Raw genomic sequence first — 18,450 nt, forward strand, 5'->3', positions numbered from 1 at the left:
CACAATCTTTATACAATGGATAATATTTTAGACAAAGCAAAACAATGGTTAACAGCTACTTTTGATGCTGAAACTCAAACAGAAATTCAAGAATTAATCTCTAATAATCCGGATGCTTTAGCAGACAGGTTTTATAAAGATATGGAATTTGGTACTGGTGGTATGCGTGGAGTTATGGGTGCAGGAACCAACAGAATTAACAAATATACATTGGGTAGAGCTACACAAGGTTTATCTAATTACTTAATAGAAAACGTACAAAAAGAGCAACGTAGTGTTGTTATTGCTTTCGATTGTAGACATAATAGTAAAAAGTTTGCGAAAGTTGTAGCCGATGTTTTATCTGCAAACAATATAAAAGTATATCTTTTTGAAGATTTACGCCCAACACCAGAATTATCTTTTGCTGTACGCCATTTAGGTTGTGATGCTGGTATTGTACTAACAGCTTCTCATAATCCGCCAGAATATAATGGTTACAAAGTATATTGGGCAGATGGTGGACAAATTGTTCCTCCGCATGATGGTGGAATTATTGGAAAAGTAAATGCATTAGATTTCTCTGAAATAAAGTTTGATGCAAACGAAAACTTAATTGAAGTTATTGGTAAAGATGTTGATGATGCTTTTATTGAAGCATCAGTAAAAAACGGTTCTTTATCTGACAACATTGATAGAAAAAATTTAAAAATTGTTTTTACTTCTTTACACGGAACCTCTATTGTTTCTGTACCAGATGCATTGGCTAAAGCAGGGTATACAGATGTACATATTGTTGAAGAACAAAGAGTACCTAATGGAGACTTCCCAACAGTAAAATCACCAAACCCAGAAGAACCAGAAGCTTTAAAAATGGCAACTGATTTAGCTAACAAAATTGGTGCTGATATTGTTATTGGTACGGACCCAGATTGTGATCGTTTAGGTGTGGCTATTAGAGATACGGATGGAAACATGAAATTAATGAATGGGAACCAAACAATGGTTGTTATGACTGAATTTCTATTAAAAAAATGGAAAGAAGAAGGTAAAATCAATGGAAAACAATTTGTAGGTTCTACCATAGTTTCTACAGAATTAGTAAACGATGTTGCTGCTACTTATGGTGTAGATACCAAAGTTGGTTTAACAGGTTTTAAATGGATTGCTAAAATGGTAAGAGATTTTCCTGAGCTTGATTTTATTGGTGGTGGAGAAGAAAGTTTTGGTTATATGGTTGGTGGTTTTGTAAGAGATAAAGATGCTGTTACAGCGACACTTTTAGCTTGTGAAGTTGCTGCCTATGCAAAACAAAATGGTAGTTCTTTTTATGAAGAATTACTGGCAATCTATATTAAAAACAGTTATTACAAAGAGCATTTAATTTCTATTACTAAAAAAGGAATGGATGGTGCTGCAGAAATTCAGCAAATGTTAAGTGATATGCGTAACAATCCATTAACTGAAATTGATGGAGAAAAAGTAGAATCACTTTGTGATTATGACGCATCAACAAAAAAGAATTTAATTACAGGTAAAGTAACAACTATTGATTTACCAAAATCTAATGTTTTAATTTATCAAACAGAATCTGGAACAAGAATTGCTGCAAGGCCTAGTGGAACAGAACCAAAAATAAAGTTCTACTTTAGTGTAAATACTGCTTTAGATAATGCTACAAATGCAGATGCAACAGAAGCTGCTTTAGATGCTAAGATTCAAAGAATTATTGAAGAAATGAAATTGAATTAATGGGGTATTTTAAAGACATTTTAAAATATGAAAAAAAGTATAGAAGGTTTACAGTTTTAAACCTTCTATTTAACATACTTTACGCTATTTTTAATGTACTGTCCGTTTTAGCTTTTATACCTGTTTTAGGCATCTTATTTAGCACAGATAAAAAGGTTGTAAGTAAACCAACTTATGAGGGCATTACCGGAATTGGAGATTACTTAAAAGAAAGTTTTTACTTTTACATATCAAACAAAATAGAAACTGAAGGCAATATAAAAACACTAGTTTTTATTTGCTTACTATCTGTTTCTTTATTCTTTTTTAAAAATTTATTTAGATATTTAGCTTCTTATGTAATTACCTTTTTAAGAACCGGAATAGTAAAAGATTTACGAGATAAATTATACGAAAAAATTGTAGAATTGCCTATCTCCTACTTTTCCGAAAAAAGAAAAGGAGACATAATTGCGCGTATGACCTCTGATGTACAAGAAGTAGAAAACTCCATTTTAACATCTATAGAAACCATTGTTAGAGAGCCGTTAACTGTAATTATTGCAATTTCTATTATGCTTTTTATGAGTGTAAAATTAACACTCTTTGTTTTTGTTTTATTACCAGTTTCAGGATTTATAATTTCATCCATCAGTAAAAAATTAAAAGCAAAATCTGCTAAAGCTCAGAAAGAAAATGGTAATTTTTTATCATTTATAGAAGAAACCTTAACGGGATTAAGAATCATTAAAGGCTTTAATGCAGAAGGGGTAATCGCTAAAAAGTTTAACAACTCTACACTTCATTTTAAACAATTAATGACCAGTGTAATTCACAGGCAAACATTGGCTTCTCCAATGAGTGAATTTTTAGGTTCGGCAACCATTATTGCCATCCTTTGGTACGGAGGAACAGAAGTTTTAGCTAAAACAAGTTCTTTGCAACCAGATGAATTTTTAGGTTATATTGTGTTATTTTACACCGTTTTAAACCCTATAAAATTAATTACTTCTACCTTTTATAATATTCAAAAAGGAGAGGCATCTGCAGAAAGAATTATGACGGTTTTAAATACAGAAAATAGTATTAAAGACAAACCTAACGCTATTGTAAAAGAAGACTTTACTGATCAAATACAATTTAAAAATATTTCTTTTAAATATAAAGATGATTATGTTTTAAAAGACTTCTCTTTAACCATTAATAAAGGAGAAACCGTTGCTTTGGTTGGTCAATCTGGTAGTGGAAAATCTACCTTAGCCAATTTAATTACTCGTTTTTACGATGTAAATAATGGTGATGTTCTTATTGATAATCAAAATATAAAAGACGTTACCAAAAAATCTTTAAGAGATTTAATGGGAATTGTTTCTCAAGATTCTATTTTATTTAATGACACCATTGCAAACAACATCAATTTAGGTACTAAAAATGCAAGTGATGAAGCTATTTTAGAAGCTGCAACAATTGCAAATGCAGATGAGTTTATTCAGAATTTACCTCAAAAATACCAAACCAATATTGGCGATAGTGGAAACACGCTGTCTGGCGGACAGAAACAACGTTTGTCTATTGCAAGGGCTGTTTTAAAAAACCCTCCAATAATGATTCTAGACGAAGCTACTTCTGCTCTAGACACCGAGTCTGAACAATTGGTACAAGTTGCTTTAGAAAAAATGATGCAAAACAGAACGTCTTTAGTAATTGCACACAGGTTATCTACCATTCAAAAAGCAGATAAAATTGTGGTCATGAAAAAAGGAAAAATTGTAGAACAAGGTAAACATGAAGAATTACTTGCCAAAAAAGGAGAGTATTTTAAGTTAGTAACTATGCAATCTTTAAGTTAAGGACTATATTATATCAACAAAAAAAAGACCAATACGCTATTTGTATTGGTCTTTTTTTGTTATTTATTTTAAAGTAAATTAGTTCTAATTAACCTTGTTTCAACCCCAATTTTAATCCAATTTTAATCATAAAATCATAAGAGGCTTGCTTTTCATTAGGAATATCTCCTTCTAAAATTGCTTCTTTTATGGCTTCTTTAATTTGCCCAATCTCTCTACAAGGTTTTAAATTAAAAGCTTCCATAATTTCTTCGCCGGTAACTGGTGGCTGAAAATTACGTACCTGATCTCTTTCTTCTACCTCTTTTATTTTATTTCTTACTAATTCGAAATTTTGATGATAACGCTTAAATTTCTTTGGATTCTTAGTGGTTATATCAGCTTCACACAGGGTCATTAAAGAATTAATATCATCACCTGCATCAAAAACCAAACGCCTAACGGCAGAGTCTGTAACTTCTGTAGCCAAAACAATAGGTCTAGAACTTAACATCACCATTTTCTGAACAAATTTCATTTTATTATTCAATGGCATTTTTAATCTTTTGAATAATTTATACACCATTTTAGAGCCCACAAATTCATGTGCATGAAATGTCCACCCAACTTTTTTACTAAATTTTTTAGTTGGCGCTTTTCCTATATCATGTAACAAAGCGGCCCAACGCAACCAAACATCCGCTGTATTTTTAGCAATATTATCTACAACTTCTAATGTATGATAAAAATTATCTTTATGTTTTTGTCCTTCTACCTCTTCTACTCCTTTTAAAGCAATCAATTCCGGAAGAATTTGCTTTAAGAGCCCTGTTCTTTCTAATAATAAAAACCCTATAGAAGGTTTTGCTGATGACAAAATTTTATTCAACTCATCTACAATTCTTTCTCGAGTAATAATTTTTAATCGATAGGCATTTCTAGAAATTGCTTCTAAAGATTCTGTATCAATATTAAAATTTAATTGCGTTGTAAAACGAATTGCACGCAGCATTCTTAAAGGATCGTCCGAATACGTTATATCTGGGTTTAAAGGTGTTTTAATCACCTTATTTTTCAGGTCTTCAATTCCATTAAAAGGATCTAACAATTCTCCAAAATTAGCTTCATTTAAACTCAATGCTAATGCATTTATGGTTAAATCTCTTCTATTTTGATCGTCTTGTAAAGAACCTTCTGTAACATCTGGGTTTCTGCTATCTTCTGTATACGATTCCTTTCTTGCACCAACAAACTCTATTTCTACGTCGTTGTAGCGTAGCATTGCTGTTCCGTACGTTTTAAAAACCTGTACTTTAGGTTTGTTTGGCAAAAGTTTAGCTACTTTTTGAGCCAACTCAATACCACTACCAACTGCTACGACATCTATATCTTTAGAATTCCCTCTTTTTAAGAAAAAATCACGAACAAAACCTCCAATAACATAACTATCTATTTGTAATTGAGTGGATGCTTTTGATATTACACTAAATATTTCTGATGAAATTGCTTCTTTAAACAACTGTTTCTGCATGAACTAAGGTCTTAAAACTTAAATCTAATTACCAATTTTTAAAAACCAGCAAAGCATTATAGATTCTCTTTATTTTGATGCAAATTTACTATTTAAAATGCGCCATCCAAAATTGGTTTAACAATTTCTTTAAATGAATTTACACATAACACTTATAAAAGCTATTGGAGTCTAAAAAAATCCTGTACAATAATAATTCTCTTTATTAAGTGATTAATAAATGGAATTATTAAATTACAAAAAATAAAAGAAGATATTTATTTCTATTTGTAGAATTTATAAAATCACTAAAAACAGTAGAGACATAACTTAAAAGCCCTTTTAGTATAGATAATTGTTTTTTTTTTCTTTAAAACTAAAAAAGTTACAATTATATTTTTTACACTGATTTATGGGGATAATTCATGGATTTAGGACTTAACCATGTTTTATTTTTAAGTGAACTAAAATAATATTTTAAGATATTAAAATATAAAAGGGCTTTTAATCTTAGCTTAGGAACAAAGAAAAAAATAAGTCCCAAAATAACAGAAATAATTTTCCCTATAAGATTATTTAGAACAACTAAGAGCTGTAAAATAAAATATTTAAAACCTTTAAAATGATTTCTAATATATACATGTTTAGAAATAAGAACTTCTGTTTTTGTTATTAAAGCTGTTTTTATATTGATTCTAGACGAGCCTCCATGATTATGTATAATCTCTGTATTTGTTAATAAACAGATTTCACCTCCTAAATCTGTTACTTTTTTAGATAAATCAACATCTTCAAAATACATCCAAAAATCCTCATTCCAACCATTAATTTTATCAAACCAAAACTTACTTATAAAAACAACAGCCCCAGAAACCCACTCAGTATAAATTACATTGTTTTTATTTTTTATTCTTTTTATTAAATTACTTTTATTTATCACTCTAAAAAGACCAAAAAGAGTTTCTAAATTTGGAAAAAAACGTATGTTATTTTCATAGGAACCTTTTGTGTTTTTTTGATTACATGAAACAATTCCGCAATTAGCATGTTTTTCTAGAAAAGTAAACATTTTAACGATAGAATCTTTGTTAATTATAGTATCTGGATTTAGAAAAAACAAATATTTTCCTAGAGCGTTTTTGGCTCCAAGATTACAACCATTAGCAAACCCATTATTTCCTGTGTTTTCTATAAATTTTAAATTAGGAAACTCTTTTTTAAATTCAAAAATATTACCATCATTAGAGCAATTATCAACAACCACCACCTCTAATTTAAGTTCTAATGAGTTAGCTTCTTTTATAGATAATAAGCAATTACGTAGGTCATTCCAACTTTTATAAGTTACAATAATTATAGAAATATCAATATTATTCGAAAAAGATTCCAACATTTATTTTATTTTTCTATTATAAAGCCAAAGTTTAATATACCTTGTTAAAACACCATAAGCTTGTATTTTAGCAACTAAAAAACCAGTAAAACCATCTAAAAAACCCAATCTAATAAAATAGTGAATAAAAAACCTTGCAGTAGGTTTTACAATCACATGATAAATATTTACTCTTTTTCCTTTTTGATGTAATTCTTTTGCTTGAATTGCTGCATAATGATTTAATTTAGAGATATAATGGTCATAACTTCTATAAGAAAAATGATCAATTTTATTTTTCAGAAAACCTATTTCTCCATTAGCAGTTATCTTTTCATGAACAAGCCCTGTGTATTTACAATTTTCTTTTAAAAATAAACGAATTACTTTATCACTTTGAAAACCACTATAATTTACTTTTCTTTCACAAAAATAAAAACTCCGTCTAACATAAAACCCTACAACCCCATTTGGTTTTTTAACTGCATCTAAAACTTCTTTTTCTACTTCTGGAGTTACACGTTCATCTGCGTCTAAAATATAAATCCAAGGATTTTTTGCTTGTTGAATAGCAAAGTTTTTTTGAGAAGAAAAATCATCAAACTTTCGTTTGATGATTTTCACATTGTATTGTTCTGCAATTTCTAACGTTTTATCTGTACTAAAAGAATCTATTACAATTATTTCATCTGCAAATTTCACAGATTGTATAGCTTCTTCTATATGAATTTCTTCATTAAGTGTAGGAATTATTGCAGTAATTTTTGTCATAGTTTTTTTTAATTCTTAAACAGCAACATCATATTCTCTTAATGCATCATTTAAAGAAGTCTTTTTATTGGTACTTTCTTTTCTTTTTCCGATAATTAATGCACAAGGCACATTAAACTCTCCTGCCGCAAACTTCTTTGTATAGCTTCCTGGTATTACCACAGATCTTGCAGGTACAACACCCTTAGTTTCTACAGGTACATCACCAGTAACATCAATAATTTTTGTACTCATTGTAAGTACCACATTTGCACCTAAAACAGCTTCTTTTTCTACTCTAACACCTTCTACAACAATACATCTAGAACCAACAAAAACGCCATCTTCTATAATTACAGGAGCTGCTTGTAATGGTTCTAAAACACCACCAATACCAACACCACCAGAAAGGTGAACATTTTTACCAATTTGCGCACAAGAACCAACAGTAGCCCAAGTATCAACCATGGTACCTTCATCTACATACGCCCCAATATTAACGTAACTTGGCATTAAAATAGTACCTGGTGAAAGGTAAGATCCTTTACGAGCAGATGCTCCAGGAACTACACGAACTCCTTGAGCAGCATAATCTGTTTTTAAAGGCATTTTATCGTGATATTCAAAAATACCTGCTTCTAAAGTTTCCATTTTCTGAATAGGGAAATATAAAACTACTGCTTTCTTTACCCATTCATTTACTTGCCATCCTCCAACAATAGGTTCTGCAACCCTTAATTCTCCTTTATCTAATAAATCAACAACTTTTCTAATTGTGTTAATTGTATTTTCTTCTTTTAACAACTCACGATTATCCCAAGCTGATTCTATAATTTGTCTAATTTCTTTCATTTTAATATTTAGTTTCTACAAATATAAATGTATCCTTAAAAAACCAAAGCGAATATACGTTTTTTAAACAGATACGGTTTTGTTGTTAAAATTGAAGCTACTTTTTAAGTAGTTTTTTTAGAGACTCATTCATCCTTAATTGATCTGAATTTAATTTAGTTCTCCCCTTTAATCCTTTTATATATAAGTTTGGTAAATGGTGTATTAAATTATCATCTAACTCAGAAATACAAATCATTTTTTTCATACCACCAAAATCATAAATATCCGTATTTACTTTACATTTATAGCTATATCTAAAAGGTTCTTTTATTGGTTGTTTTATTATTTTGCGCAAAGAATTTAAAAACGTATTTAAAACGTATGAAAACCTATATTGAACTAACTTAGTAAAATCTAATTTTTTAGAAACCTTTTCCAATTGAGATTTTGTAAGTATAAAAGTAGCTTGGTGCGTATTTCTAAAATGTGCAAAAACTTTTCCTTTATAAGTTTCAACAGAGTTAAAATCCCATTCAAAATGACTATGATAACCAGGGTAATATAAACCATCAGTACTTTCTTCATACTGTATAAGTCCAGGAATTCTATTGTCTGGTAGTATTTCTGAATATTCTAAATGTCTATCGATGTGCTTCTCAAGAAATAAATGGTCATTTTCTCCGTAAATAAAAACATCAAAATCATCTTTCCTTTTCCATATCTCTTCACGACATGTTAATGGTAAAAATTGATAATTTTTTAATTTCACAACATTAACCTTATCAATCCCCTTAATATTTAATGGTATATTAGACTGAACAACAATAGTTACATCGTACTTTTCTATTTTTTTAAACCCACTAACTACTTCTTGTAAATAATCTAACTGCTCATCTCCGTAATTAACTAAAACTGCTAATAATTTCATAAGAATATATTTCTAATTCATTTTAAGTATTGCACAAAGGTATTGTAAAATAATTTTTATATAGATTTGTAATATAAAATTATGTAATTATTATTCACTTTTAAATAAAAAAATAGCAGGTGTCACGAATTCTCGCCATCGATTTTGGTAAAAAAAGAACAGGTATTGCAGTAACAGACGAACTTCAAATTATTGCCTCTGGTTTAACAACTGTAAATACAGATGATTTAATTCCTTTTCTAAAAGAATATATTTCTAAAAATAAAGTAGAGCTGTTTGTGGTAGGTAAACCAAAACAGATGAATAATACGGATAGCGAAAGTGAAGCTTTGATACTTCCTTTTCTACAGAAGCTTGAAAAGCAAATCCCTAAAATTCCTCTTTTAAGAATTGACGAACGTTTTACATCTAAAATGGCTTTTCAAACAATGATTGATGGAGGACTAAATAAAAAACAACGTAGAAATAAAGCTTTGGTTGATGAAATTAGTGCAACCATTATTTTACAATCTTATTTATACAACAAAAATTAATAGGCGTAACTGTTTACGCTAACCTATATGTTTAAAAAATAAGTTTATTATTTAACGAATAAAGAATATTAGCACTAAAAACAGTTTAGTTTACATTGTTTTTTAGTAAAAATAACAAATTGTGAATTTGTAGTAAAAAAATGCCACTCATTTTTAAAATTCGCAATTCAAAATTCGTAATTCGTAATTCTAAATTGTATTTTTGCCAATCTTAAAAAAAAAGAAATGATTTTACCAATAGTAGCTTACGGAGATCCGGTTTTACGTAAAGTAGGAACTGAAATTGATGCTGATTACCCGAACTTAGAAACCTTAATTTCTAACATGAAGGAAACGATGTACAATGCATCTGGTGTTGGTTTAGCTGCACCACAAATAGGAAAAGCAATTCGTTTGTTTGTTATTGATGCCTCACCTTTTGCTGATGACGAAGAATTGTCTGAAAAGGATAGAGAAGCATTAAAAAACTTTAACAGAGTTTTTATAAATGCTAAAATTATTAAAGAAGAAGGAGACGAATGGGCTTTTAACGAAGGTTGTTTAAGTATTCCGGATGTTAGAGAAGACGTTTTTCGTCAACCAGAAATTACCATCGAGTATCAAGATGAAGATTTTAAAACGCATACAGAAACTTTAGATGGTTTAGCAGCTAGAGTTTTTCAGCATGAATATGATCATATCGATGGAATTTTATTTACAGACAAACTTTCTACTCTTAAAAAAAGATTGATTAAAAAGAAATTAGAAAAAATTTCTAAAGGAAAAGTTCATGCAGATTACAGAATGCGTTTTCCAAATGCTAAAAAAGGTAAATAATATACAAATAATGTATGTTAAAGCACAATAGAGAACAAGTAATATTTAGATTAAAACAACCTCTCAAATAAGCTTAAACAGACAAAAAAAACATAAAAACACATATGGAATTTAACAAAATTATTGCCGTAACAGGTAAACCAGGATTATTTCAAGTAATATCTCAATCTAAAAATGCTGTAATTGCAGAATCTTTAGTAGAAAAAAAACGTGTAGCAATTAACGCTGCTCAAAACGTAAGTTTGCTAGAAAACATAGCAATTTACACGTATGAAGAAGACGTACCTTTATTAAACATTTTTACTTCTATGTTCGAAAAAACAGCAGGAAAAGAAGCAATGTCTCATAAAGAAAGTAATAAAAACTTAACTAACTTTTTCTCTGAAGTATTACCAGGTTATGATGAAGAAAGAGTGTATGCTTCTAATATTAAAAAAGTAATTCAATGGTTTAATATTTTAGTAAAAGCGGGTATGGAGTTTCCTAAAGTAGAAGAAGTAACTGCTGAAGAAAGTGGAAAGGAGTAAGGAGTAAGCAGTATTCAGTATTCAGTATTCAGTATTCAGTATTCAAAACTAAAAAAATATAACGACTGTTATTTCGAAATGAGCTTTTTTAAGCGATTGAGAAATCTCATAGATTTATTAGGTTTACTATAAAATTAATACAACGTTCAGTTTAGAAACTAAAAAACATGAATAGCAGAAAAGAACAATTAGCAGCTTTTAATAGATTGTTAGATATTATGGACGACCTTCGAGAGAAATGTCCGTGGGATAAAAAACAAACTTTAGAAAGTTTACGTCATCTTACAATTGAAGAAACGTACGAATTGGCAGATGCTATTCTAGACAATGATTTACAAGAAATAAAAAAAGAATTAGGCGATGTGCTTTTGCACATCGTCTTTTATGCTAAAATTGGAAGCGAACAAAAAGCTTTTGATATTGCTGATGTTGCCAACGCAATTTCCGACAAGTTAATACACAGACATCCTCATATTTATGGCGATGTTGTTGCTGATACCGAAGAAGAAGTAAAACGCAATTGGGAACAATTAAAATTAAAAGAAGGAAACAAATCTGTCTTAGAAGGTGTTCCTAAAAGTTTACCTGCTGTTGTAAAAGCAAGCAGAATTCAAGAAAAAGTAAAAGGTGTTGGTTTCGATTGGGAACACCCAGAACAAGTTTGGGAAAAAGTCCAGGAAGAATTAACTGAATTAAACGAAGAAGTAAAAGCTGGAAATAAAGAAGAAACTGAAAAAGAATTTGGTGATGTCTTGTTTTCTATGATCAATTACGCTCGTTTTATTGGCGTAAACCCAGAAAATGCTTTAGAAAAAACGAATAAGAAATTTATTAATCGTTTTCAATTTCTAGAACAAGAAGCCAAAAAAGAAGGCAAAGAACTTGCTGATATGTCCTTAACTGAAATGGATGTATATTGGGAAAAATCGAAAAAAATTTTTAAATAAAAAATCTAAAACTTTTTTATTCAGAAGAATACATATTCTTAAACAACATGCTACTTTTAAACTTTGGCTAAAGCCAATATTTATCTCATTAATTTAGCACAGCACAGGCTGAAGCCAGTGCCTATTTATAGCAAAATAAATTCTTTGCTTTTATATTATTCAATTGTCTATGGATCTATTCATAGGAAAATAGATTTTATTACAACAAGCAAAGGTCGAAGCCGGTTCCTATTTACAACAAAACAATATCTTTTCTTTTATATTATTCAATTGCCTATGGATTTATCCATAGGAAAATAGATTTTATTACAACAAGGCTTTAGCCAAACCTCACTATTTCTTCGGATAAAATTGCGACTCTAAAAAGCCTAATCCGTATCCTAAAAACTGCGTTAAAGAAGTAAACATACTTAAAAAAGCTACTTGTACATTCTTATTCTGAAATAACGAATCTAAGAAAATTAACAAGAAATAAAATCCGTAGCAATAGAGTAATTGATTATAGCCAAAGACAGCTAAAATGATACTCACATCAATCCCTATAATAAACAAAGAAGGAAACCAATAGGTTGGTTTTGCTGTTTCTGGATATTTTTTATTCAAAATAGGTCTTGCAGTTCCGAAACCAAAAGTTTGTTTAAAAAATTGCTGAATAGAGCTTCTTCTTTTATGGTAAACAAATGCTTTTTCTATCAATTGCGTTTCAAAACCATTTTCCCAAAGTCGGAATGTTAAATCGATATCTTCTCCGTTTTTCATTTTAGAAAAACCTTGTGTTTTGTTAAAAGCAACTTTAGAAAGTCCTAAATTAAAACTTCTTGGTTGAAATGTACCTACAGCTTGTTTTTTACCACGAATTCCGCCTGTCGTTAATACAGAAGTCATAGAATAATTAATAGCTTTTTGTAATGCTGTAAAACTTTTATGTGCCGCGTCTGGTCCTCCAAAAGCATCTGTAAAATTGATTTCTAATGCTTTATTTACTTCGTATAGATATTGACTTGGAACAATAACATCAGAGTCTAAAATGATATAATAATCTCCAGTAGCATGCTGCATTCCGAAATTACGGCTTGCTCCTGCTCCACTGTTTTCTTTAAAAAAATAGTTTATGTCTAATTGATTTTTATACTTCCCTACAACAACTTCACTTTTTTCCGTAGAACCGTCTTCTATAATTAAAACTTCAAAATTGTTAGAGAAATCTTGTTTTGTAAGACTTTCTAATAATTCGTCTATTTCTGTAGGACGATTGTAAACAGGTATGATGATGGAGTATTTCAATTATCAGTTATCAGTTATCAGTTATCAGTTATCAGTTATCAGTTATCAGTTATCAAAGTTAAAAAAATAGGTTGTTACTTGCTTTCATCTTTAAAAAAGTTAGCAAACAAGTTTAGCCCTGATTGAAGTGGCATCCTTTTTATCTCCTTTAAAAAAGCGTCATTACGAGGAACGAAGTAATCTCTTTCCGATTTAGGGATTGCCACAGTTTACAAAAAAGCAAACTTCGCAATGACAGCAATAAAAAGATATAACGGAAAGCAGGAAATAGCTTCTTATACAACTATTCGAACTTATCCATAACAGCATCACTTACGCCCATGTTAGAAAATCCTCCATCGTGAAACAGATTTTGCAACGTAACTTTCTTGGTTAAATCTGAAAACAAAGAAATGGTATAATCTGCACAATCGGCCGCAGAAGCATTGCCTAACGGACTCATTTTTTCTGAAAAATTGATAAATCCGTCGAAACCTTTTACGCCGTTTCCGGCTGTTGTTGGTGTTGGAGATTGAGAAATGGTGTTGACACGCACTTTAAAATCTCTACCAAAATAATACCCAAAACTACGTGCAATAGACTCTAAATAGGCTTTATTATCTGCCATGTCATTGTAATCTGGAAACACTCTTTGCGCCGCCATATAAGTTAAAGCAACGATAGAACCCCAATCTTTCATGGCTTTTTTATGATACAAAACATTGAGTACTTTATGAAAAGAAACGGCTGAAACATTCCAACCTTTTGTGGTGTAATCGTAATTTGGATCTGTATACGGTTTGTTTTTTCTAACATTTACAGACATACCGATGGAATGCAAAACGAAATCTATTTTACCACCAAGAATCTCCATAGATTTTTCTACCAAATTCTCTAAATCTTCTACAGAAGTTGCATCTGCAGGAATAATTTGAGAGCCTGTTTTCTTTGCCAAAACATCTAATTGGCCCATTCTTATAGAAGCCGGCGCATTGGTTAATACAAACTCCGCTCCTTCTTCATGTGCTCTTTGCGCCGTTTTCCAAGCGATAGAATTTTCATTTAAAGCGCCAAAAATGATTCCTTTTTTTCCTTTTAGTAAGTTGTACATGTTGCTAAATATTTTTTATAAGATTTCTCAATTGCTAGAAAGCTCATTTCGAAATGACCATCTCACTTTATAAGTTTTATATAAACTAATTCAATAATTCTTTTGCGTGGGTTAATGCAGAGTCGGAAATATCTTTACCACTTAACATTTCTGCAATTTCTACAATACGTTCTTCTGTAGTTAATTGCTTTAAGTTGGTAGTGGTAACTCCGTTAATTTCTTTTTTATACACTTTGTAGTGATTTGCTCCTTTTGCGGCAATTTGTGGTAAGTGAGTAATGGCAATTACCTGCATATTATTACTCATTTGCTGCATAATGGCAGCTATTTTGTTAGAAACCTCTCCTGAAACTCCGGTATCAATTTCATCAAAAATAATGGTTGGTAATTGTGTGTTTTCTGACAATACTTTTTTAACAGATAACATAATTCTAGACAATTCTCCACCAGAAGCCACTTTCTTTAATTCACCAAAATGTCCGCCTTTATTTGCAGAAAAAAGGAATTCTAATTCGTCTTTACCGTTTGAAAAATAATTTTTAGTTGCTTTTATCTTTATTGAAAAACGAGCGTTTTCCATTCCTAAATCGGTTAACAAAACTTGCAATTCTTTTGTTAATTTAGGTATTGCACTTGTTCTTGCTTTAGAAATTAAACCTGCAACCTTATCTAATTTTTCAGAAACATCATCTATTTCTTTTTGTTTTAAATTGATCACTTCATCTGCAGATTCTACATCACCTACTTCTTCAGAAATTTTTTCGAAAACTTGTAGTAATTCTTCATTTGAACTAACAGCATGTTTTTTCTGTAAATTATATAACAATTGTAATCTGTCATTAATTTCTTCTGCTTCATTAGGATTGAAATCTACATTTTCATTGGCATCTTCTAATTCAGAAACAATATCATCAATTTCTATTTTTACAGAAGTAATTCTTTCTGATAAGGTTTGATATTCTTTAGAAAACGTAGAAATTTTAGTCAGTCTATTGTCTAAGGTATTTAGTAAATTCTGAATTCCGATTTCTTCGTTTATCGTAAGCTCTAATGCTTCCGATAAATTATCTTTGATGTCTTCTATATTGTTTAATTTCTCTAGCTTTTCTTCTAAAATCTCTTGCTCATCAACTTTAATTTTAGCTTCTTCTAATTCCTTAAAAAGATGTAAATTATAGTCGTATTTCTGATTTGCAATGGACTGTTTTTCCTCTAATTTGCTAAGTTGTTTTTTTAATTTGTTAAGTTGTAAAAAACCTCTTTGGTAAGAAGCAATTCTTGCTTGATTTTTTGCCAATGCATCTAAAATAGTAAACTGAAAACTGTTGTCTGACAGTTGCATTGTTTGATGCTGAGAATGTACATCTATCAATTTAGATCTTAGTTGATTTAAAACAGACAGCGTAACAGGCGTATCATTTACAAAAGCTCTTGATTTACCAGATGGTAAAATTTCTCTTCTAATAATGGTTTCAGACTCGTAATCTAAATCTACTTCTTTAAAAAAATCTTCTAAATGATAACTAGAAAGCGCAACTTTTGCTTCTACAATACATTTGGTAGACGTATCTTTTAACGAAGATAAATCTGCTCTGTTACCAAGCACCAAACCTAAGGCTCCTAAAAGTATAGATTTACCTGCCCCAGTTTCACCTGTAATAATAGATAAACCAGAAGAAAAATCAATAGATAACTGATTGATTAATGCGTAGTTATTAATGGAAAGTTGTGTTAACAAATTTTCTGAATTTTAGAAGATAAAATTAAGGAAAATTGTATCAAGATTAAACAATAATTATAAGGAATGTTTTTACTTAATATTTTTCCACTTAGCGTTGTTGTTCGGAGATAATTTTCTAACTACTTCGGTTAATCGATCTTGATTTCTTGTTACAGCGTCATCAGAATACATGTTTACAATTTCATCTGCTTTTGCATCAAAAAATACACGTATTAAATAGTTACCAACCGTTTTGTTATAAATACTTTCTAAGGAGATTACAGCTTCTTCCATATTTTGTTTAGCAATACCATTATTTAAAGAAAACTCATCTAACCCTCTTCTATGGTAATTATAAACTGCAGTTCTGTACGCAGTAAGTTTTGGTGATAAAAAACTATCAATCAATAAAAATCGATTTTGTTTTCCTACCACATTTTGCCAAGGACTTAAACCACTTTGTTGTGCTTGCAACATTACATTTTCTGCTTCTTTAAAATAAGGTTCTCCACCATTTCTTTTAAAAGTATCTGCATCTGCCCCTAAAATAATATTTGCATAAAAAACAATGGTAGAAATTAAATTACTATCGTACGAATTTTGATTATAAATTAATGGATCAAATTCATTGTACGTAAAGTTAAATTGGTTGTCTTTTAAATTTAATATTGGCGATGCATACGTAGAGCCAAAAACAGGTCTTGTAGATTGTACCTGTAAGGTTCCTTTAAAGTTATTAGCATCTCTAGAACTAATAATAATTGTAAATGCACAATCTATTCTTTCTTCTGGTTTTACCTCGTTATTTGTCCATTTAGTTTGATTTATAAACTCAGACAACGATTTTTCTAGTGTTTTAAAAACCTGGGTATTTGAACCTTGTACTTGATTATAATTTACAGTAACCAAGCAATTCAATTCTTGAGCCTTTAGCACAGAAACTGAAAATATTAACAGAAAAAAGAATATAAGTTTACGCATCTATTTAATTTTTTACTGTCCGGTCGAGCGCAGTCGAGACCTTCTTTTAAACCTCTCGACTGCGCTCGAGGAGACCAAAAATATTAAGATATTTTACGTATAATTTCGTTGATAATATCTTTAGCTACTTCTACTTTCGATTTTAATTCGAACGTTTTTTCATTCAAATCTTTATCAATAATAGTAATTTTATTTGTGTCTGTTGCAAAACCAGCACCTTTATCTTGTAAAGAATTTAAAACAATGGCATCTAAATTTTTACGTTTCAGCTTTTCTTTTGCATTTGCCAACTCATTATTGGTTTCTAAAGCAAAACCAACTAAAAATTGATTCTTTTTAATTTCACCTAATGAAGCTAAAATGTCTTTTGTAGGTGCCAACTCAATTTCTAACGCAGAAGTTGTCTTTTTTATTTTCTGAGTGGCAATATTTTTTGGTTTATAATCTGCTACAGCCGCAGAAAGTATGGCAATATCCACTTCCTTAAAATAGGTATGTGCCGCTTTGTACATATCCTCTGCAGAAACAACATCTATGCGATGTACTAAAGAATGTTGTATTTGCTGATGACTTGGACCTGAAATTAAATAAACCTCCGCCCCTAAATTAGCCGCTGCTTTTGCAATTGCAAATCCCATTTTACCAGAAGAATGATTCCCAATAAAACGAACAGGATCTATGGCTTCATACGTTGGACCAGCAGTAAGTAATAGTTTTTTACCTTTTAAAGGCAATTTAGATAAAACATCATTTTCTATAAATGATACAATATCTTCTGGCTCTGCCATTCTACCTTCTCCAACCAATCCACTTGCTAACTCACCAGATGTTGCAGGAATCATTGTATTACCAAAACTTTGTAATTTTTGTAAACTCTCTTTGGTAGCCGGATGAATATACATATCTAAATCCATTGCGGGTGCAAAGTATACCGGACATTTAGAAGACAAATAAACTGCCAACAATAAATTATCGCACGTACCATTTGCCATTTTAGACATGGTATTTGCAGTTGCTGGTGCAATGACCATATAATCTGCCCAAAGACCTAAATCTACATGATTATTCCACAACTCGTTTTCTTCATCTTCTTTATTGTAAAAAGTAGAATAAACAGGGTTTTTAGAAAGTGTAGAAAGTGTAAGAGGTGTTATAAAATCTTTAGACGCAGGAGTCATAACTACTTTGACCTCTGCGCCTAATTTTATAAATAAACGAACTAAACCAGCCGTTTTGTATGCAGCAATTCCAGCAGTAATTCCTAATAGAACTTTTTTACCACTTAAAACGGACATTATTCTGCTTCTGGAGTTCTAAAATATACTTTTCCTTTTAACCACTCTTCAACAGCCATTGCGGTTGGTTTTGGTAATCTTTCGTAAAATTTAGAAACTTCTATTTGTTCTTTATTTTCAAAAACCTCTTCTAAACTATCGTTATAAGTAGCAAACTCTTCTAATTTATCAACCAATTCTTTCTTTAAATCGCCGTTAATTTGATTTGCTCTTTTAGCAATAATAGAAATAGCCTCATAAATATTTTGCGTAGGAGCTTCTATTTCAACCTTATTGTAAGTAATTGTACTTAAAGGTGCCTTTGTATCTTTATAATCCATAATT

Annotated in this window: 17 protein-coding genes; 6 read left to right on the top strand and 11 right to left on the bottom strand. The window is 30.3% G+C overall.

Translation table 11 applies throughout. The annotated features are described in order from the left end of the window. Nucleotides 1-15: 15 nt before the first annotated feature. Both WG951_RS05520 and WG951_RS05525 read left to right on the top strand, forming a co-directional pair. Nucleotides 16-1,731 (top strand): phospho-sugar mutase, encoded by a 1,716-nt coding sequence (locus tag WG951_RS05520; RefSeq protein WP_105049187.1) that lies wholly within the window; start codon nt 16-18, stop codon nt 1,729-1,731. Continuing rightward, nucleotides 1,731-3,560, top strand: a complete 1,830-nt coding sequence (locus WG951_RS05525; protein WP_105049188.1) for an ABC transporter ATP-binding protein — start codon at nt 1,731-1,733, stop codon at nt 3,558-3,560. Before WG951_RS05520 ends, WG951_RS05525 begins: the two co-directional genes overlap by 1 nt. Before the next feature lie 88 nt (nt 3,561-3,648). Here the strand turns inward: WG951_RS05525 and WG951_RS05530 are convergent, their stop codons facing one another. The 5 genes from WG951_RS05530 to WG951_RS05550 all read right to left on the bottom strand — a co-directional run bounded on the left by WG951_RS05530 (nt 3,649) and on the right by WG951_RS05550 (nt 8,933). Further along, entirely contained in the window at nt 3,649-5,070 is a 1,422-nt protein-coding gene (locus WG951_RS05530; RefSeq protein WP_105049189.1) for a CCA tRNA nucleotidyltransferase, read from the bottom strand. Nucleotides 5,071-5,449: 379 nt separating this feature from the next. Further along, nucleotides 5,450-6,442, bottom strand: a complete 993-nt coding sequence (locus WG951_RS05535; RefSeq protein ID WP_105049190.1) for a glycosyltransferase family 2 protein — start codon at nt 6,440-6,442, stop codon at nt 5,450-5,452. Continuing rightward, nucleotides 6,443-7,192: a glycosyltransferase family 2 protein gene (locus WG951_RS05540; RefSeq protein WP_105049191.1), complete on the bottom strand. Its 750-nt coding sequence runs from the start codon at nt 7,190-7,192 to the stop codon at nt 6,443-6,445. It lies immediately after the preceding gene. Nucleotides 7,193-7,207: 15 nt separating this feature from the next. Further along, the gene (locus tag WG951_RS05545) at nt 7,208-8,023 is read right to left on the bottom strand and encodes a 2,3,4,5-tetrahydropyridine-2,6-dicarboxylate N-succinyltransferase (RefSeq protein WP_105049192.1); all 816 of its coding nucleotides are present in this window, start codon (nt 8,021-8,023) and stop codon (nt 7,208-7,210) included. Nucleotides 8,024-8,120: 97 nt separating this feature from the next. Further along, nucleotides 8,121-8,933: a hypothetical protein gene (locus WG951_RS05550; protein WP_105049193.1), complete on the bottom strand. Its 813-nt coding sequence runs from the start codon at nt 8,931-8,933 to the stop codon at nt 8,121-8,123. A gap of 119 nt (nt 8,934-9,052) precedes the next feature. Between WG951_RS05550 and ruvX the strand changes: the two genes are divergently transcribed. The 4 genes from ruvX to mazG all read left to right on the top strand — a co-directional run bounded on the left by ruvX (nt 9,053) and on the right by mazG (nt 11,756). Further along, entirely contained in the window at nt 9,053-9,466 is a 414-nt protein-coding gene (ruvX, locus tag WG951_RS05555; RefSeq protein WP_105049194.1) for a Holliday junction resolvase RuvX, read from the top strand. 225 nt (nt 9,467-9,691) lie between these two features. After that, nucleotides 9,692-10,282, top strand: a complete 591-nt coding sequence (gene def, locus WG951_RS05560) for a peptide deformylase (protein ID WP_105049195.1) — start codon at nt 9,692-9,694, stop codon at nt 10,280-10,282. A 104-nt stretch (nt 10,283-10,386) separates the two neighbouring features. Then, entirely contained in the window at nt 10,387-10,809 is a 423-nt protein-coding gene (locus tag WG951_RS05565; RefSeq protein ID WP_105049196.1) for a DUF5606 domain-containing protein, read from the top strand. Nucleotides 10,810-10,976: 167 nt separating this feature from the next. After that, complete coding sequence (gene mazG / locus WG951_RS05570) at nt 10,977-11,756, top strand: nucleoside triphosphate pyrophosphohydrolase (RefSeq protein ID WP_105049197.1); 780 nt, start codon at nt 10,977-10,979, stop codon at nt 11,754-11,756. 333 nt (nt 11,757-12,089) lie between these two features. Here the strand turns inward: mazG and WG951_RS05575 are convergent, their stop codons facing one another. The 6 genes from WG951_RS05575 to WG951_RS05600 form a co-directional block, all read right to left on the bottom strand. Next, nucleotides 12,090-13,040: a glycosyltransferase gene (locus tag WG951_RS05575; RefSeq protein WP_105049198.1), complete on the bottom strand. Its 951-nt coding sequence runs from the start codon at nt 13,038-13,040 to the stop codon at nt 12,090-12,092. A gap of 283 nt (nt 13,041-13,323) precedes the next feature. Further along, nucleotides 13,324-14,130, bottom strand: coding sequence for an enoyl-ACP reductase FabI (locus WG951_RS05580; RefSeq protein WP_105049199.1), 807 nt, complete (start codon nt 14,128-14,130; stop codon nt 13,324-13,326). 85 nt (nt 14,131-14,215) lie between these two features. Continuing rightward, nucleotides 14,216-15,868 carry a DNA repair protein RecN gene (recN, locus tag WG951_RS05585; RefSeq protein ID WP_105049200.1) on the bottom strand — a complete coding sequence of 551 codons (1,653 nt, stop codon included), beginning with the start codon at nt 15,866-15,868 and terminating at the stop codon, nt 14,216-14,218. Nucleotides 15,869-15,940: 72 nt separating this feature from the next. After that, complete coding sequence (locus tag WG951_RS05590) at nt 15,941-16,831, bottom strand: DUF4835 family protein (protein WP_105049201.1); 891 nt, start codon at nt 16,829-16,831, stop codon at nt 15,941-15,943. Nucleotides 16,832-16,914: 83 nt separating this feature from the next. Further along, complete coding sequence (gene coaBC / locus WG951_RS05595; RefSeq protein ID WP_105049202.1) at nt 16,915-18,126, bottom strand: bifunctional phosphopantothenoylcysteine decarboxylase/phosphopantothenate--cysteine ligase CoaBC; 1,212 nt, start codon at nt 18,124-18,126, stop codon at nt 16,915-16,917. Beyond that, nucleotides 18,126-18,446, bottom strand: coding sequence for a DNA-directed RNA polymerase subunit omega (locus WG951_RS05600; RefSeq protein ID WP_105049203.1), 321 nt, complete (start codon nt 18,444-18,446; stop codon nt 18,126-18,128). The genes coaBC and WG951_RS05600 overlap by 1 nt, the downstream gene beginning before the upstream one ends. Between the last annotated feature and the right edge of the window lie 4 nt (nt 18,447-18,450).

Source organism: Polaribacter butkevichii (genome assembly GCF_038024105.1).
In the GTDB taxonomy this organism is placed as follows: Bacteria; Bacteroidota; Bacteroidia; order Flavobacteriales; family Flavobacteriaceae; genus Polaribacter; species Polaribacter butkevichii.

What these genes read in the sequence shown, in the direction of transcription:
- WG951_RS05520 (WP_105049187.1), top strand. Translation starts at nt 16, where the DNA reads ATGGATAATATTTTAGACAAAGCAAAACAATGGTTAACAGCTACTTTT.
- WG951_RS05600 (WP_105049203.1), bottom strand. Translation starts at nt 18,446, where the DNA reads ATGGATTATAAAGATACAAAGGCACCTTTAAGTACAATTACTTACAAT.
- WG951_RS05580 (WP_105049199.1), bottom strand. Translation starts at nt 14,130, where the DNA reads ATGTACAACTTACTAAAAGGAAAAAAAGGAATCATTTTTGGCGCTTTA.
- def (WP_105049195.1), top strand. Translation starts at nt 9,692, where the DNA reads ATGATTTTACCAATAGTAGCTTACGGAGATCCGGTTTTACGTAAAGTA.
- WG951_RS05590 (WP_105049201.1), bottom strand. Translation starts at nt 16,831, where the DNA reads ATGCGTAAACTTATATTCTTTTTTCTGTTAATATTTTCAGTTTCTGTG.
- WG951_RS05530 (WP_105049189.1), bottom strand. Translation starts at nt 5,070, where the DNA reads ATGCAGAAACAGTTGTTTAAAGAAGCAATTTCATCAGAAATATTTAGT.
- coaBC (WP_105049202.1), bottom strand. Translation starts at nt 18,126, where the DNA reads ATGTCCGTTTTAAGTGGTAAAAAAGTTCTATTAGGAATTACTGCTGGA.
- WG951_RS05550 (WP_105049193.1), bottom strand. Translation starts at nt 8,933, where the DNA reads ATGAAATTATTAGCAGTTTTAGTTAATTACGGAGATGAGCAGTTAGAT.
- WG951_RS05545 (WP_105049192.1), bottom strand. Translation starts at nt 8,023, where the DNA reads ATGAAAGAAATTAGACAAATTATAGAATCAGCTTGGGATAATCGTGAG.
- WG951_RS05535 (WP_105049190.1), bottom strand. Translation starts at nt 6,442, where the DNA reads ATGTTGGAATCTTTTTCGAATAATATTGATATTTCTATAATTATTGTA.
- mazG (WP_105049197.1), top strand. Translation starts at nt 10,977, where the DNA reads ATGAATAGCAGAAAAGAACAATTAGCAGCTTTTAATAGATTGTTAGAT.
- WG951_RS05540 (WP_105049191.1), bottom strand. Translation starts at nt 7,192, where the DNA reads ATGACAAAAATTACTGCAATAATTCCTACACTTAATGAAGAAATTCAT.
- WG951_RS05525 (WP_105049188.1), top strand. Translation starts at nt 1,731, where the DNA reads ATGGGGTATTTTAAAGACATTTTAAAATATGAAAAAAAGTATAGAAGG.
- WG951_RS05565 (WP_105049196.1), top strand. Translation starts at nt 10,387, where the DNA reads ATGGAATTTAACAAAATTATTGCCGTAACAGGTAAACCAGGATTATTT.